Consider the following 16829-nt stretch of genomic DNA (forward strand, 5'->3'; position numbering starts at 1 on the left):
GTAGTATTCAATAATATTGAAAGTTAAGGGGGATCGTATATTGGAGTTGCGCCAACTAAATACGTTCCGCACGGTTGCATCAACATTAAATTTCACTCGAGCTGCTGAAGTGCTGAACTACGTCCCCTCCAATGTCACGATGCAAGTTAAAGCATTGGAGGATGAGCTTGGTGTCCGCCTCTTTGATCGCTTGGGCAAGCAGCTCGTTCTCACTACTGCGGGTAAGCGCTTTTTAACTCATATCCAAGGCGTTCTTGACAAATTGGACGAAGCTCACAGCGTCGTTCATGACAATGAAAATCTAAGCGGCACCCTAACAATAAGTGCCAATGAGGTTATTTGCGCCTATCGGCTTCCAGCTGTCTTTCAACAGTTTCGTTCGCAGCATCCGGGAGTACGTCTGATCTTCCGCTCCGTTCCAAATCAAGAGCTCAAGCAAACACTCTTTGAGGGAGCCGCGGATATCGTCTATATGTTGGACGAACCGATTCGCTCGAGCGTACTTACCGTAGAACCGTTGCTTGAAGAAAATTTCCGCTTGTTCGCTGCTCCAGATCACCCGCTCGCAAAACGAACTGTGCTAAAGCCGGAAGATTTTCACGGGCAAGTGTTCCTGACAAATGAGAAAGGTTGTCCCTATCGAACCATGTTTGACCGGTCATTTGAGAAAGAGGGCATTGATAGCATTACGTATTTAGAATTTCAAAGTGCTGAGGCCATTAAACAATGTGCAATTTCAGGAATCGGTATTGCCTTTCTTCCAGAAATCGTAACGGAAGCCGAAGTTGAACGCGGGGAACTAGTTCCCCTTTCATGGCAAATTCCTGACTTGCACGTGTATACACAGATGTTGTGGCATAAAGACAAGTGGCTTTCACCAATCGTGTTATCTTTTATAGAAGCAGCAAGGGAAGTACTTGCCTAACAAAATGAAAATAAAACCGTTTAGTACATGTATATAATACTTTTCGAGCTGGCACCGTTCGAACACCTGGATAAACCAGACCTATTTTCATCCTCTGTGGTGCAGCTCTGCTTTCGCACTGGAGGGATAAAAGGTGCGTCAGTTCAATAAACCAGCAGTCAAGGACTTTAATCTCTCGTCCTTGGCTGTTGCTATTTTTATTGCAGGATAACTGGAGGAGTAACAATCGATGTAAAATTTTGGGGGCATATTGGTAATACAATATATCGTTCCTAAGTAGAACTAACTACTGATGTTCCCTCATATTGTTCAGCTAACTGGGAACTGTTCAAATCCTTCCAGGAGCAGTTGACCGCCGTAGCACCTGTTCCTTTTGTCATTAAGCTATTGGGCAGGTTAGTTGAAGATAAATTACGGTGAGCCGAACCAGTAGTTTTACGAGGCGGGCAGGGACTGACGTGCTGTAGGAGCATTTGGATATATAAATTATTCGTAATCGCTTATTATGGGAGTATAGAAGATATATAATAACACTAAGCCTGCTAGAGCATACTTCATGACTCTTGCAGGCTTTATTACTTTACGGCGTAAAGGAGGAGTTGTAGAAATGACGGATGTATTAATTGCAGGAGCGGGACCTGTCGGGCTAACATTGGCTTGTGAGCTGGCTCGGAATGGTGTTTCATTCCGTATTATCGACAAGTCCCGGGAGCCCTCCAAACTTTCCAAAGCACTCGGTATTCACGCACGGTCGTTGGAAATGCTGGAACGGATGGGCACGATCGAGCCTTTTCTTAAACAGGGATTGAAGGTCCACGGGATGCAAGCTTGGCTGGGAAGCGAAAAGCAGCTCCTGAATATTCGTTTTGATGATTTGGATTCGCCTTATCCATTTATTTTGGATTTGCCGCAGTCCGAAACGGAACAGATTTTAATTGAACATTTGGCGCAATTCGGTGTGCAGATTGAACGGCAGGTCGAGCTGGTCCATTTCTCACAGACGGAAGATATCGTAACTGCAACACTTCGGCATGCGGATCACGAGGAGGAAGCCACAGAGGTAAAATGGCTCGTTGGCTGTGACGGTGCACACAGTTCTGTCCGTCATCTTTTGAATCTTCCTTTCGAGGGGGCCGTCTATCCGGAGAACTTTATTTTGGCCGATGTACGGGTATCCTGGGAGCTCCCAGAGAATGAAATGCATCTTTTTATCCATGAAGAAGGTTTGCTTGCGGCATTTCCTTATGGAAATAACCGATATCGGCTGATGGCTGAGGTAAACACCCCATTGCAAAGTGAAAAAGTGCCGGATCCAACCCTGGAAGAGTTTCAGCACATCGTCGATGTTCGCGGACCTCGAGGCACCCGAATTAGCGACCCCGTATGGCTTGCAGGGTTCCGCTCCCACCTTCGCCATGTGAAGGAAACCAGGCACGGAAAGGTATTTTTGGCGGGAGATGCCTCACATATCCATAGTCCAGCCGGCGGGCAAGGCATGAATACGGGCATGCAGGATGCTTTTAATTTGGCATGGAAGCTTGCACTTGTTGCAAGGGGCAGTGCGGCTGAATCGTTGCTTCAAACCTACTCGCTGGAACGGTTGCCTGTTGCCCATTCTGTCTTGAAAATGACCGATACGATGATCAAAATGATAACCACTAAGAATAGAATCACGCAGAAATTGAGGAATCAGCTTGCACCTTTTTTATCATCCAGAGAAGTGGTTCAGAAACGAATTCGAAATCAGATTTCTGAAATTGCAATTAACTATCGAAATAGTCCCATCGTGCAGGAGCACCGCTCGTTCATTCAGCATCTGCAACCGCATCACATTCATGCCGGAGATCGGGCACCGGATGTTCAAACCTTGATAGGGCCTAACAAAACGGAACAGCGTTTGTTCGAAATCTTGCGAGGTACCCGTCATGCTTTACTTATCGTCGCTTCTGATTCCAAACTTACTGAGTTAAGACTTGAAGCGTTGGATCGCTGGAAAAACGAAATAGACTTGTATTTGATAATGACTGAGCATCATGAGCAATCATCCCATCACGGTTGTACGATCATTCTCGATCCTGCTCATCAACTTCATAAGCGTTATGATATAGGACCTGACAGTCTGGTACTAATAAGGCCGGATGGATATATCGGATACTTAAGCGATTCCATCAATTTTGATCAGCTGCAACAATATTTGGATCCTTTATTTACAGTCAAACTCGGCGTTTGAAACTCGAACGGGTAGAATTTTAAGATTAGCGATAGCTTAATAGCTAAATTAAAACACGTCGGCAGCCGGCCAAAGATCGGCTGCCGTTTAAGTACATCGAAAACTGGGCTCACGGGGTGATCACCTTAAAATTAGCGTCGCTCATCTGTGGAACAATACCCATCTCCTTGCAAAATACATAGGAAAAATAACTTGCACTTTGAAACCGGCAAGAAATAGCTATCTTGCTGATCGTTCTATCCGTATCGTGCAACATCTCACAGCTTTTTTGGATGCGATACCGTGTCAGATAGGATTTCGGAGTTTGACCTATATAACTGCCGAACAGCTCACAACATCGACTCCTTCATACAGAACCCGTGGCTGCCATCTCATCAAGCGTAATTTTGTTCTCATAGTGCCGAAGAATGAAATCGGTCATCTTCCAAACCACTGTCCAGAACGGATCATTTGCAAGTTGTCCTGAATTTAAAGTTAAATGATCTCCCATGCATGCACATAGGGACATAGCCTGCGATAGTAAGCGAAGCGGATTGCGTGTTTGACTGTGCATCTCATCATAGATCTGAATAAGCGAGAGCAGACGGGAGACGATAGTTCAACGATCCAGGAGCAGTTTGCCGCGGCAGCTGCTCCATTTTTCATTGAAGTAGTGGGCAGGGTGGTCCCAATATATGGTAGTATATTTACGTACATTATCCTTTCCATTTATCTGCGGAGGTTCTTAAGATGCCTTATCCGATGGTCCATTTTGCTATTGCTTCAGAACTTTGTTTGTGCATGCCAACTCCGAGTTTTTTAATTGGAAGTATTGCTCCGGATGCTATCCATGTAAGAGAAAATGTGACTAGAAAAGATAAGGGAATTACTCATTTTGTATACGAAGATAAATTCCCTAGTATTGAAGTGCTTAAGGGAAAATGTTTGTATTATCTAAGCTTACATTATGATGTTGACTGGAAAAATTACATCCTTAGATATTTCGCTCATATCTATGCGGACATCAGATGGACGGAAACTGTGTTTATGAATTTTGAACAGGAGTATCAAGGGGAAAAAGACGATATAAGAAAAACCTATAATAAGGAGTCAAATCAGGTTGAGTTTGACCTGATGAGAGAGGAATGGACAGATGATGTTCTTAAAAAGCTACATATAGCAGCCGCCTACACTATTGAACCATTGTTAACCCAGATTGAAGTAAATCAATACCGTGATATAAAGCTACAATGGCTACGTGACAGGGGAAATGAACCCCAGATAATTCCTGTTTACTTAAGAGAAGATGTTATAGAGAATTTTGTTTCTAAAACAACAAGTGAGCTTAACGACTTATATAGAGATGGGGAGTCGCTGTCTCCATTGAACTAACAACCCTAGCAAGTAATGATTCAACTATCGGGAGACGTTAGTTCCACAACAAACAACCATGATGAGGCTGCCAGTAAGATCGGTGGTCCCATTGAGTCAGTTTGGGTTTTATAGCAGCTTAAGCTGTCCTATTAGACGTCCGCACCCTCATGTGAGAAGCTAAAGGAATAAACGCCAGACGCACACAAAGAAAAGGAGTGAAATCATGAAATTTCTGCTTACATCTGGAGGCATCAATAACAAAAGCATACACGAAGCGCTGGTTGGCATGCTGGGCAAGCCGATCGCCGACTCCAACGCCCTGTGCATCCCCACCGCGATGTACGGACACCCCTGGGTCGGCCCCGGCGTCAAAGCCTGGGAATTCATCAGTGGAAAAGAAGAGAATCCTATGGTCAACCTGGGCTGGAAGTCTGTCGGCGTGCTGGAGCTCACAGCGCTGCCAAGCATCAGCGAAGACCGCTGGGTGCCGTTGGTCCGGGAGACGGACGTCCTGCTGGTGGCGGGCGGAGACGCCCTCTACCTGTGCCACTGGATGCGGCAATCCGGGCTGGCAGACCTTTTGCCGTCGCTGCAGGCAGTATATGTTGGAATGAGCGCCGGTAGTATGGTGATGGCACCTAACATCGGGGAATTCTTCGTTGGCTGGACTCCATCCAACGGTGGCGATGAAGCACTGGGACTGGTTGATTTTGCAATGTTTCCGCATCTGGATCACGAAATGCTGCCGCATAACACAATGGCCTCTGCAGAGAGCTGGGCCGCCAGGATGCAGGGGCCGGGGTATGCGATTGATGATCAGACCGCCATCAAAGTGATCGACGGAGCAGTTGAAGTTGTTTCCGAAGGACATTGGAAACTTTTTTCGCCCTAGTCAAAAAGAAATGGGGCATTGAGCTAACTGGGAACGATAGTTCAATTGATAAAGCGGCCGCGGCCGCTTATTTTGTTTCATATGCAAACCTGTATCCAGGTCGGTTTAACTTTCATTATCGCCCTAAGTCTGTCTAAAAGCAGAATGTGTGAGGGACTGCGTACAAGGACACATTTTAATCTGCTGTCCAATCCGGACAAGCGAAGAATCCCATAAACTGATTGTAAGCTTGAACCAGAAGGAGGCGACAACTATGGGTTATGCAGGCGGAGCTGGTGTAGGTTGTGGTGGCGGATTCACGAGCACAGGGGTTATCCTGGTTCTTTTCATCCTGCTTGTAATCGTCTCTACTGCTTTCGTCATCTAAGTCCAAAAAAGGTGCTCAATTGGGCGCCTTTTTTAATACATAAGACATATAGCTTTTTGTCTGCCCGTGAGGGACAAGGATGGCTAGTTATTCGCCTTTTTGTGAATATGGCCTATACCTTCGAGATAAACACTCATACAATACAGTATCGGTGCACGAGGGGAGGAACCACGATGAGTTGCGTTAAAGGGTACTATACAAGCACAGGAGTAATTCTGGTCCTTTACATTCTGTTGGTTATCGTTCTTGGGGCCGGCTGGCTCATTTAAGAAAGGGTTAAAACTCAAGCCTAAGGCTTGAGTTTTAATGTTTATGGCGACGGGAGTTAAAAAATTTATATGGATGGGTTACATAAAAGCACAAACCGGAATAAAACATCTGTATAGAGGTCAACCGCCTCGACCTCTAACCAGCTGACGCTCAAATGGTCAGCGGGGCAGCCCATTGTTGTACCTTTCAGAGCACCAAAGAAGCTTCCAAGCATTCTTGCCTGGGAGCTTCTTTGGCTAATCGTAAGATAGCAGCAGGTTCATTGAAGTAACTGGAGACGATAGTTCAACCAGAACAGAGAGCAATCCGTCGAGTTGCTGCACTCTGTTTCATTGATTAATTTAGACTGAATGATACGGATACGAAGGTCAGGCACATCGTTTTAATATAGAGTTGGAATCGGAGAACAATGGAAGGAAACAATATCTCTTACTGCAATCGAATATTGATTCCATCTTCCGCCGAAAAATCTAAAGCCATAGGCTCTTGATTCCCCGACAGTCGTTAGAAAAAACCAGAAATTGTCTCCATTTCTTAGCCACATATAAGTGAAACGATATAAACAATGTTGAAGACCGATTGGATTCTGGGTATAGGGAGGCATTTGTTGCATATATCCCATTATTCGAGGTTCACTCCTTATCGAAAGTAGATATATAACCAGTTTATGCCGGGATTCAAAGCTTGGGTTGGATGTATGCCTAGGAGCAGGAACGATTGCATGGAGGCTGCAGAATTGGCAGTTGTCATTGCTTTTGGGAACCTGGCAGCTATGCTTATCTTCGGTCTACAGAAAAAGTAACGTAAGTACCTGTGTCAAAAGGCATGCTTTGGGACAGACAGGCATGTGAGGCGTCCGGTAGCTGCAGAGCCCCAGAACGGTCATTTTTTCGTATTCAATGAAGGAAAAAAATGAAGAAGAACTGAACTGAAGAGAGCTCGTTCCAAAAACGGCAGTTGAAGTCTCTATACAGCTTGCCCCCTTTTTGCCCCCCAACTTATTTTTGGACATATCTTTCGTAGAAGGCGAACGCATCGTCCTCTAACGATTCACCAACCAAGATAATTAACATCTTCGGTTCCTGTGTTGATATATCAACAATTCGCTCTTTTTTAACCATTGAATGTACGATTAATAAATATAATAATAGACGTAAGTTGAATAAACGTATTCATTTGTTTATTTGCCGCAGATTTGTATTTGCCCAAAGAGAAATTCCAGAGGGGCTGGATCCTATCACAAGTGAGTTTTTTGAATATTACGCAGCTCCACGTGGACACCATCCCAATTCGATAGGCGGATTTACGATCACGAGCGACATGCCTTTTATGAACTTCCCTTTGCTTACTGATCTTGAATCCATCTCGCCAAGACCCATCTTGTTCATGATGGGTGAAAACGCCCATTCGCGCTATTTTACAGAAGAGGCTTACAAGATGGCTGCCGAACCAAAGGAATTGTATGTTGTCAAAGATGCAAGACACATCGACCTGTATGACAGAAAGGATCTAATCCCCTTCGATAAGCTCGAGAGCTTCTTTAAAGCAAGTCTAAATTAGAGCAATGGAGGTATGGGAGAAATGGAAATCAAAAGAATCGGATCACAAGCTTCCGGCAAAGGACCGTCTGACTATTTTACCGGAACAGTTCGTATTGATCCCCTGTTTGGGGCAGCCGCCCCTGCACGCGCAGCTGGAGCAAGCGTTACGTTCGAGCCAGGTGCACGAACGGCATGGCATACTCATCCCCTGGGTCAGACTTTGATTGTAACTGCGGGCAGCGGACGGGTTCAACGCTGGGGAGGTCCTATGGAGGAGATTCGTCCAGGTGATGTGGTCTGGTTCCCGCCGGGTGAGAAACATTGGCATGGTGCTTCTCCAACCACAGCTATGACTCACATTGCCATTCAAGAGCATCTTGACGGTAAGGCCGTCGATTGGATGGAGAAGGTCAGTGACGATCAATACAATACCTGACTACGCGGAATCATACAGAAAAAAAGGTGGAATACAGGGGATGAGGATAGGAGACGAATGATGAAAGCTGAACGAAAGAACCTGCTGGTTTTGATTCTGGCAGTAGGGGTATTCGGTATTCTTAATACGGAAATGGGCGTAATTGGGGTGCTGCCGTTAATTGCCGATAAATTTAATGTCAGTATATCCAGCGCAGGGTTGGTCGTAAGCCTATTTGCACTTGCTGTTGCCCTATCTGGTCCAACTATGCCTTTGCTGTTTTCACGCATGAATCGTAAGACGACCATGTTACTTGTATTAGGCGTTTTCATATTGAGTAACATCGTTTCCGCACTTACAACGAACTTTACAGTATTATTAATTGCTCGTGTGATCCCGGCTTTGTTCCATCCTATTTATGTATCATTGGCCTTTACGGTCGCTGCTGCATCGGTTCGTAAGGAAGAGGTCCCCAAAGCGGTTTCGAAAATATTCATTGGCGTATCTGCAGGGATGGTACTAGGAGTCCCCGTCACGAGCATAGCTGCTGCTGCAACCTCCCTAAGTTTGGCCATGTTATTCTTCGCCATCGTCCATATTGTCGTCTTCATAACAACACTCCTTTTTGTCCCATCCATGCCTGTTCGTGAACCACTTTCTTACGGGGCACAAGTAAGCGTACTGAAAAAAACAATGACCTGGCTATCGATTACCGCTGTCATTTTGATGAATGGAGCCGTATTCGGTGTTTATAGTTACCTTTCAGAGTATCTTGAGACCATTACGAAGATGACTTGGAATACAATTAGCTTCATGCTGCTTCTATACGGTACTGCCAATATGATTGGAAACATTCTTGCAGGGAAGCTGCTTACTAAAAATGCCTTCAAAACGGCAGCCATTTTTCCTTTTGCATTAGGAGCGGTTTACATCATCTGGTACTGGGCAGGTCATTTCAGCGTGCTAATGGCCATCATTGTTTTGCTTTGGGGAATCTTGGCTGGGATAGGGGCGAATATCAACCAATACTGGATTACGTCCGCAGCTCCAGAGGCTTCTGAGTTCGCTAATGGGTTATTTTTGACATCCGCCAATTTAGGAACAACATTCGGCTCCACTATTTGTGGCCTAATCATCTCAGGATGGGGGATCCAATACATTGTTTTTGGGGGATTTCTATTTTTAATAGGAAGTGCGGCTTCCATATTTCTAAGGAACTCCCTATGTAACCCTGCAAAACAATTCTCCTGACGGCTCACCATTTGACTATTCTAATGTAAATGGATCAAAATAAAGGAAGTAAAATCTAATGACAAGACGTATCTTCATGAAATGGCTCTCGCCGCGGTTGAGGCAGGTGCTCTATCCATGATCGGGAAGGATTAGGGGAAAAATAATGATTTATGTATTCGTATTGCTGGCCGCAGCAGGAGTGATCGCTGCATTGTTTCTTAACCTACATCCCGTATTCGGAGGAAACTTAGATAAGGAACAACAAGAACGGTATCGTAAGTTTGAGAATTATAATAACGGGAAGTTTGTCAATCAGGTGCCAACCAAGATGGATATGGGGGTATCGGAGTATTTTTCCATGATTAAGGATTCTATTGTAGGCGCTAAGGACCGTAATCCTGCTGGGAAACTTCCTGTTTCCGTAATCGATTGGGGCAAAATAAATAGCGTAGAGGATAGCCTGACCTAGTTTGGGCATTCTGCGTTTTTACTCAGCATTGATAATAAAAAGATTCTTGTAGACCCGATGTTTGGGCCGGTTGCATCCCCTGTATCTTTTGCAGGAAGCAAACGTTATAGCGAAGATCTGCTGCATCTCATGGATGAACTGCCACCTATTGATGCCGTTTTTATTACCCATGATCATTATGATCACTTGGATTATCCATCCATTCAAAAGCTGAAAGGAAAGGTATCTCACTTTTTCGTTCCTTACGGTGTAAGTACGCACTTGATTCGATGGGGTGTGGAAGAAGACAAAATTACAGAATTCAATTGGTGGGATGAAGCAGAGTTCCAAGGGCTCACCGTTGCCTTGACCCCATCCAAACACTTCTCCGGAAGAGGACTCTTCAATCGGGATACGACGTTATGGGGTGGTTGGGTGATTTTGGGCAAAACTACTCGTTTCTATACCAGCGGGGATGGTGGCTATGATTCACACTTTAAAGAGATCGGGAATAAATACGGACCCTTTGATATCGCGTTAATGGAAGGAGGGCAATATGATCGGCGCTGGTCCTGGGTTCATATGACACCTGAAGAAGCGGTACAGGCTAACGTGGATGTCCATGGGAAACAGATGATGTTAATTCATTGGGGAGCGTTTACCCTGGCATATCATGGTTGGACAGAACCTATTGAACGGGCCTTAGCAGAGGGAAAGAAAACAAATGTGAATCTCATTGCACCTCAAATTGGGGAGACCGTTTTGCTGACTGAGAATTTATCGGTTCCTGTATCAACCTGGTGGAAAAAGCACTTGCCTTAACGGCTATCAGTTGCAACCGCCAAAGGAGAGGCCGATATGCCTCCCTTACTATTCCAGCTGTATATGGAACAAGTAGATCAGTGAAACCACAATAGGTATGGAAAGTCCATATGCAATCAACGGCTTTGTATGATGAAGCCGAATCATCGGAAACATCATCATATCAAACAAGATGGAATACCTGAGACTCCAATTGTTCTGGTACGAGATTCTACCCATGGAGAGTAATACCCATTCCCCAGATGCGTAAATGGCAATCCATAGGCCGAAGTGAATAAGCTTTCTGCCAATGGTTTTGGGATACAAGGACAGGAATATGAGGACTGAAAGAGGCATGGTTACCAGAGCATAAACCACAACGGTTACTGTTTGATTGTAAAGGAAGTCGGGATGGAACTTCCACATGGTTTGATCCTTTGTAAGGTACTCATAAAGGAGTCCTCCTGCTGTGATAAATAGCATAGAGGGGTGATAAAGTCTCCAGTTCTTCCAATCGCCCCAACGCCAGGCAGCGAGAATAATCAATATGGAATAAGCAACATGCATAAGCAGTTTCCTCCAGCAGCTAACCATATAATTTCTAATGTGTTCATGACAAATTCATCGATAGTAAACCGTTCAAGCCCACTCCGGGCCTGACCTGTTCTTCGTGCGGTTATAACAATGCTTCACCATATAATAAAACCACACCGTAAAGGCCTGTGAGGTTAAATAAAACACGAAAGAATACCCGAACTGCCACCCCTTCCCGTAATTATAAAGATGGAAAAAGGTAACAGAAACCCATTCGTAAGCAACTCCGGCAAGAGACCAAGCGAGTACGTACCAAGTGATCCGGATCCCCTTCGGCTTCCACCAATCAAACAGATAAAGAAACATATAAGCAAACGGGCTGTACAGAAGGAAATTCACTAAATCAAACCATTCATACATCGGGAGATCGTTAACATCGTACATATCCACCGGCGGGAGACCGAGGTGAAAGTCTACAAACAGGGCGGTTCCGCTTCCAATGACCAGAAATACGAATGAGACGATCGTCGGAAAGCGCCGCGGCAGAATCAGTACAAGCGCAAACATAATCAACAAGGAAATTATCGAAAACCACTCGTTGCCGTCAAAGTGCACGGGTAATCTCATATCCTCACTTCCTTTCGGGAGATGGACCGGATCCCTTTAAAAGCTAACCCCAACACCACCAGATTCAAGGCCCAATTGGCAAAGGAGTACCATAACCTCCAATGTAGGCTATGGCTGAGGAGGCCAAGCACTTCGCCCAAGTATTCCAGGCCGACAAAAAGCGCGGCGAACATAGCCCCGTTCAGAAGCTTCTTCCACCTCCGGTCCAGCGATACGTGAAGCTCCAGGAACAGCATCATGCCGAGCGGAACTATAATGCTGCGAATAGTATCGTATACCAGATAGTCTATCCAATGGTGCGAGAATTCGACTAGCTTGTAGTTTAATCCGATCAGCCAAAAAAAGTTGTTCTGAAGCAATACGGTTAAAACCCATACGATAATTCCTTCGAAGACATGCAGTCGGCGTTTCGTTACGGAAAATGTAAGAATGAGCAGCACGGATAGACTGCAGAAAATCAGGATAGCCAACCGATTCCCACCTTTTTACATGCAGATTGATACTATTATTCCTCACCCCCGGATAGGTTATCCGATTCCTATAGCTTGCTTTTAACCTGCTATCCTGACAATAAGCAGTGGAAATGTGATATTTGTATGGATATCAGGTAAAATTAAACCAAACCTGCTTATGAAAACGAAATGGGGTTAATGAATGAAGACAGAGAACAAACAACTCGCCTTATTAAAAAGGGGATTACGAGGACTTGCCGTAATCATGGGGGGATTTATCACGGCTTATGGACTTGAGGCCGTATTGATTCCGAACAACGTCTCCGACGGCGGTATAACGGGTTTAAGCATCGTGGGATTCGAGCTTACCGGATTGCCCCTGGGACTGTTGATCGCTGTTCTTAATATTCCGTTTATATTCCTGGGATACAAGCAAATCGGAAAAAGCTTTGCCATTTACTCCGTGATCGGTATTGCCTCACTGGCCGTCGGCACTGTCGTTTTGCATCACATCTCGCCCATCATTGAAGGCGATACGCTGCTCGTAACCGTTGTCGGAGGTATTATTATCGGCTTTGGAATGGGTTTGGCACTGCGGAATGGCGGCGCATTGGATGGGATTGATATGCTGGCCGTACTGCTCTCCCGAAAACTTCCCTTCGGTACAAGCGATTTGATCTTATTCCTGAATATGTTTGTGTTTATCGTCGTCTCGACGGTATTCGGCCTTCAAGGGGCCTTTTTGTCAGCCATTGCTTATTATATCGCCTCCAAAGTGATTCATATCGTTGAAGAAGGCTTAAGCGGCGCCAAAACATTTAAAATTATCACCAAACATCCCGAAACCATGGTAGAGACCATTCGTGACCGCTTAGGTCGGGGTGCTACATACAATCTCGTGCAGGGCGGATATTCCAACGAACAGTTCAGAGAAATCACTTGCGTCATTAACCGGCTGGAAGAAAGCAAGATGAAAGAAATCATTTATGAAATTGACCCGAGTGCATTTGTTATGGTATACGATGTTGCCGAAGTGAGAGGCGGAAACTTCAAGAAACACGATATTCACTAAATGGCTTTGTGAGATAATCGATTACACGAATCTGAACGGCGATTTATATGAACTGGCGAGTCATTTTGTTCAGCAAATGAATACACCGCTGGGTAAACAAATGCTCTCGTTATTGATCTCGACTTTACCCGGCAGTTCGCAGATCTCCCAATCCTTTTGGGAAAACCACTCCTTGCCAAAGACGAAGTATTATTGATCATTCAGAAGAATCCTACAATGAAACCCGTGCCATCGAGTTGTGGGACTGGAGTTCCGATAGGCTTGAATTGCCAAGGGATCTCTAAGGGGGAAAATGGAAGATGTTCAACTGAGCAATCGGAAAGAAATCAATGCATGATTTCATTGCTATAATGGCTAGTACTTAGTGTCATAGGTTTCAAGAAGGCATGTCAAAGCTTTGGGAGGGATGGACATGAACGAAAACAACGCAGCAAACAAAGTCGGAACGCATGTAGGTGAACGCGAGATTGTGATCACCCGTGTACTTGATGCTCCACGCGCTCTTGTGTTTGATGCTTGGACGAAAGAAGAGCACCTGTCGAAGTGGTGGGGGCCTCGAGGTTTTACCATGACGTTTGAGAAGTTTGAAATGAAACCGGGCGGTACATGGCAGTTTATCATGCACGGTCCTGATGGCGTTGATTATCCCAACACCAACGTGTTTGTCGAGGTCGTTAGACCCAAGCGAATCGTCATCCAACATGCAGTGTTTCCCCACTTTTTGGCGACAGCAAGCTTTGAGGATCAAGATGGTAGGACCACACTCACTTATCGAACAGTCTTTGACGAGACTGACGCAGTATTCGATAAGGTGAAAACCTACGCCGTCCCAGGTGCCGAACAGACCCTGGATCGTCTTGAGGAGCATCTGGCAAGTCTATCTTGAATGGCAAAAACCAAACAGAGTCCAAGATGATTGGGCTCTGTTTGGTCTGCGTATGGATGGCTACCAGGCGGGTCTCCACAATGATGGAGAGGAACTTCGAGGAGAATTAAGAGTTGATCGCGAGAGCCAGCAAGCTTAGCTGACGATGAGATAAATGACCATGTAGACGACCCAGATCCCAAGGGAGAGGATGTTCAAATAGGACAAGCGGAGAATGTTGGCCTTGGTCTGTTTGGTGTAGTTATCGTTCTCCTCCGTATTCTCTGTCGAGCCTGCCACCTTCAGAGTGGCTATTACACTGATAATCCCGATAAGAGCGAGAAAGGAATAATATATGGTCATGTTGAGGGCCTCCTTTGTGCTTATGGCCTTAGTATAAATGCTAGAAGGAGGCTGTGTTGTGATCTGAATCACTAAACCATGGTTTGCCCTTTTTTTGCACTATCCATGAATTGGTTTACATCAAGCTCCGAATCGTGTACGGTGATCCTAATGGATGGATAACCGAGAATTAAAGGCGGGATGGAGTTGAATACCGAATTTTTGGCTGGTTTTATAGAAACCGCGGACAAGAAAAGTATAGCTAAGGCGAGTGAGGCTCTGCACATCACGCACACGGCTCTGAGCAAGCAGCTGAGAAGTCTGGAGAAGCAGTTCGATGTGCAGCTGTTTGTTCGTTCTTCTCAAGGCGTTGAGCTTACGGAGGCCGGTAAGATTTTGTACGACTCTGCGAAGGGCCTGCTGGATCAGTTGTATGCCCTGGACGATAGGATGAAGCCCTACAAAATCTGGCGCCGCGTCAAAATAGCATCCGTGCCGGATATCGCAACGAAGTATCTGGTATCCTCTGCGCTTACCAAGATCCAAGAGCAGGGTCATGAAGTGGAAATCGTCTACCGTCAGTCGACGAAAGAGGTTTACAAGCTGCTGCTGGAAGGCGAAGTGGACCTAACCGTCGCTGAGCGCTTCTCTATGCATCCGTCCATTTGGACGGGAGAGCTGAATCAAGAAGCATTCTATGTGGTCATGCCGAAGGACCATCCGCTGTCGGTCCAGCACGAAATCGCATTGACCGATTTGAGCGCCCAGCCCCTCGTCCTGTACACCCTCGGGTGCACGATCCGGGCCGCCTTGACGGAGATCTTCACCAGCATGAAGATGCCTATGCACATCAAAACCGAGGTTGGCTTCAGTGAAGTCATCCTCGGTTATGTGGTGAACGGTTCGGGCGTAACGGTACTGCCGGAAGCCTTTATTTCACAGATGTATACCGATCGGCTGGTCTATCGGCGGCTCAATCACCCGGACGCTCATCGGACGATTGCCGTAGCCAGTATGAACCGCTCGAAGGGCCAGCGGATCTTGCGGCTGATGAGTTAGCCCGCCGCCACAGGCTGCTGGATCCCGAAGATTTGAAGCGAAATGTAGGGATACGTGTTATATCGAATCGCAAGCTCCAGCTCAAGCAGGGTGAAGCGTTCGATCGTCCGGTTATTCTCCAATTTGCCTGCTTGAAGGAAGCGGAACGGAAGGGCTTTGACGTGCTCCAGGAAGGTTTGAACCGCATTTTCATCGTTTCCTGTAACAAGGACATCACTCTGCTGCCCTTGGCACAGGGGCTCTTCCACGACCTTGAAGAAGGTATTCTTAAAGGCTCCGATGACGGCCGAAGCCGGCAGGAGGGACTGGAGCTGCTCGGCGGAGGATTCTCCCCAGGAAGTGGTGAACCCGCTGAAGTCGGAGTTGAACGGATTGGATATATCGACTACGATTTTTCCTTGAAGCTGATCCTTATGTGCCACAGCCCAGTCCTTCAGAATCGAAGCATGGAAGGCGGGAATGATCAGGTCCGCCTGCAGGGCTTCTTCATTCGTGCATACCGTTACATTCGAAAGCTGGAGCTCACGCACCAGCTGCTCCGCTTCCTCCGGATTCCGCGAACCCCACAAGATACGAGATTGTCCGTGCGTGCTCAGCTGCTTCACCAGTGCTTTCCCCATATTCCCAGTACCCAGAACCGAAATCGTCTTTGTCATGATTATCACTCCTCTTTGTTATTGATATCATCTTACCAAGCATAGGGAGCTCACAGAAGTTCCGGAATGTCGGAGCCATGCAACTTTTGGTTTCGGCGGATACCGGGGCTGTATGATTGCATATGAGAATGCAGTAAAGGAAGGGTTAGAAGCAGCAACGCGCCTATATCATTGAAACCGTAATTTATATCTTTGGGAACAGCTATCCATATCACCCCGGCATCATCAAGAACAGCTCGTTTTATGACAGTAATTTGGGGGCGCTTACCTCCAATATGCTGGCGGTTCCCGTTTTAAGTACATATTACGCCTTGTTCCGTTTGCGCTGGAAAGGATACCTGATCATCATCGTGTCCCTCGCTGCGGTAGAAGCATGGTTTGTGAAGCTGCAAATGTATACTTTGTTCTGGTGGCGGATCGAGTATACATCGATCGGATTAGGTGTGTTTTTGATTTTCGTGAGGATGGTATATCAACGTATGCTGCAGCCCTTAACAGGATGGGTTCACTTTGTTCTTCTTTACTTATGCACCGCACCCCTGCTGGGCACGTTTCATATCACTTACAAACGGCAGGCTTGCTTGTCATGAACACCTGGTGGGATCCATGGTATTACACCTTGTTTCCGGCCCTTGTTTATCGTATCGCCGAAGGAATCAGCCGCCGTCTTTCAAGGATCTCCCATGCCGCACACAACTCATCTGTGACTTGATATTAGTACGGCTCGTCCCGTCGTTTATGCAGGGC

Annotated in this window: 16 protein-coding genes and 2 pseudogenes; 12 read left to right on the forward strand and 6 right to left on the reverse strand. The window is 46.0% G+C overall.

What is annotated here, in order from left to right:
• Positions 1-40 precede the first annotated feature (40 nt).
• Positions 41-925 (forward strand): LysR family transcriptional regulator, encoded by an 885-nt coding sequence (locus PM3016_RS07850; RefSeq protein WP_013914884.1) that lies wholly within the window; start codon positions 41-43, stop codon positions 923-925.
• A 607-nt stretch (positions 926-1532) separates the two neighbouring features.
• Positions 1533-3155, forward strand: coding sequence for an FAD-dependent monooxygenase (locus PM3016_RS07855; protein WP_013914885.1), 1623 nt, complete (start codon positions 1533-1535; stop codon positions 3153-3155).
• A gap of 109 nt (positions 3156-3264) precedes the next feature.
• Here PM3016_RS07855 and PM3016_RS39425 read toward each other — a convergent pair.
• Positions 3265-3486 (reverse strand): annotated as a pseudogene (locus PM3016_RS39425) (helix-turn-helix domain-containing protein); the annotation flags it as partial.
• Positions 3487-3884: 398 nt separating this feature from the next.
• On the opposite strand from PM3016_RS39425, the gene PM3016_RS07860 reads away from it, so the two are divergent.
• The 7 genes and pseudogenes from PM3016_RS07860 to PM3016_RS07885 all read left to right on the forward strand — a co-directional run bounded on the left by PM3016_RS07860 (position 3885) and on the right by PM3016_RS07885 (position 10496).
• Positions 3885-4526 carry a hypothetical protein gene (locus tag PM3016_RS07860; protein WP_014369048.1) on the forward strand — a complete coding sequence of 214 codons (642 nt, stop codon included), beginning with the start codon at positions 3885-3887 and terminating at the stop codon, positions 4524-4526.
• 205 nt (positions 4527-4731) lie between these two features.
• Positions 4732-5400, forward strand: a complete 669-nt coding sequence (locus PM3016_RS07865; RefSeq protein ID WP_014369049.1) for a Type 1 glutamine amidotransferase-like domain-containing protein — start codon at positions 4732-4734, stop codon at positions 5398-5400.
• Between the two features lie 253 nt (positions 5401-5653).
• Positions 5654-5767 (forward strand): hypothetical protein, encoded by a 114-nt coding sequence (locus PM3016_RS37145; protein ID WP_013914890.1) that lies wholly within the window; start codon positions 5654-5656, stop codon positions 5765-5767.
• A gap of 1428 nt (positions 5768-7195) precedes the next feature.
• Entirely contained in the window at positions 7196-7597 is a 402-nt protein-coding gene (locus PM3016_RS07870) for an alpha/beta hydrolase (protein WP_202948960.1), read from the forward strand.
• Positions 7598-7618: 21 nt separating this feature from the next.
• The gene (locus tag PM3016_RS07875) at positions 7619-8014 is read left to right on the forward strand and encodes a (R)-mandelonitrile lyase (RefSeq protein WP_014649834.1); all 396 of its coding nucleotides are present in this window, start codon (positions 7619-7621) and stop codon (positions 8012-8014) included.
• A gap of 60 nt (positions 8015-8074) precedes the next feature.
• On the forward strand, positions 8075-9244 hold the full coding sequence (locus PM3016_RS07880; RefSeq protein WP_013914894.1) for an MFS transporter: 1170 nt from the start codon (positions 8075-8077) through the stop codon (positions 9242-9244).
• Positions 9245-9389: 145 nt separating this feature from the next.
• Positions 9390-10496, forward strand: a pseudogene (locus PM3016_RS07885) (MBL fold metallo-hydrolase).
• Between the two features lie 48 nt (positions 10497-10544).
• On the opposite strand, the gene PM3016_RS07890 reads toward PM3016_RS07885, so the two are convergent.
• The 3 genes from PM3016_RS07890 to PM3016_RS07900 all read right to left on the reverse strand — a co-directional run bounded on the left by PM3016_RS07890 (position 10545) and on the right by PM3016_RS07900 (position 12106).
• Positions 10545-11042 carry a CBO0543 family protein gene (locus PM3016_RS07890; RefSeq protein ID WP_014369052.1) on the reverse strand — a complete coding sequence of 166 codons (498 nt, stop codon included), beginning with the start codon at positions 11040-11042 and terminating at the stop codon, positions 10545-10547.
• Between the two features lie 72 nt (positions 11043-11114).
• Complete coding sequence (locus PM3016_RS07895) at positions 11115-11636, reverse strand: hypothetical protein (RefSeq protein WP_014369053.1); 522 nt, start codon at positions 11634-11636, stop codon at positions 11115-11117.
• Positions 11633-12106 carry a CBO0543 family protein gene (locus PM3016_RS07900; RefSeq protein WP_013914898.1) on the reverse strand — a complete coding sequence of 158 codons (474 nt, stop codon included), beginning with the start codon at positions 12104-12106 and terminating at the stop codon, positions 11633-11635. The genes PM3016_RS07895 and PM3016_RS07900 overlap by 4 nt, the downstream gene beginning before the upstream one ends.
• A gap of 184 nt (positions 12107-12290) precedes the next feature.
• Between PM3016_RS07900 and PM3016_RS07905 the strand changes: the two genes are divergently transcribed.
• Positions 12291-13160: a YitT family protein gene (locus tag PM3016_RS07905; RefSeq protein ID WP_013914899.1), complete on the forward strand. Its 870-nt coding sequence runs from the start codon at positions 12291-12293 to the stop codon at positions 13158-13160.
• Between the two features lie 412 nt (positions 13161-13572).
• Positions 13573-14046 (forward strand): SRPBCC family protein, encoded by a 474-nt coding sequence (locus tag PM3016_RS07910; RefSeq protein WP_014369055.1) that lies wholly within the window; start codon positions 13573-13575, stop codon positions 14044-14046.
• Between the two features lie 135 nt (positions 14047-14181).
• On the opposite strand, the gene PM3016_RS07915 is transcribed toward PM3016_RS07910, so the two are convergent.
• Entirely contained in the window at positions 14182-14388 is a 207-nt protein-coding gene (locus PM3016_RS07915; RefSeq protein ID WP_013914900.1) for a hypothetical protein, read from the reverse strand.
• Positions 14389-14568: 180 nt separating this feature from the next.
• Between PM3016_RS07915 and PM3016_RS07920 the strand changes: the two genes are divergently transcribed.
• Positions 14569-15426 carry a LysR family transcriptional regulator gene (locus PM3016_RS07920; RefSeq protein WP_236628633.1) on the forward strand — a complete coding sequence of 286 codons (858 nt, stop codon included), beginning with the start codon at positions 14569-14571 and terminating at the stop codon, positions 15424-15426.
• Here the strand turns inward: PM3016_RS07920 and PM3016_RS07925 are convergent.
• The gene (locus PM3016_RS07925) at positions 15423-16082 is read right to left on the reverse strand and encodes an NADPH-dependent F420 reductase (RefSeq protein ID WP_014369056.1); all 660 of its coding nucleotides are present in this window, start codon (positions 16080-16082) and stop codon (positions 15423-15425) included. The two genes, PM3016_RS07920 and PM3016_RS07925, sit on opposite strands and share 4 nt — an antisense overlap.
• Positions 16083-16829: the final 747 nt, after the last annotated feature.

This window comes from Paenibacillus mucilaginosus 3016, assembly GCF_000250655.1.
GTDB classification, from domain to species: domain Bacteria; phylum Bacillota; class Bacilli; order Paenibacillales; family NBRC-103111; genus Paenibacillus_G; species Paenibacillus_G mucilaginosus.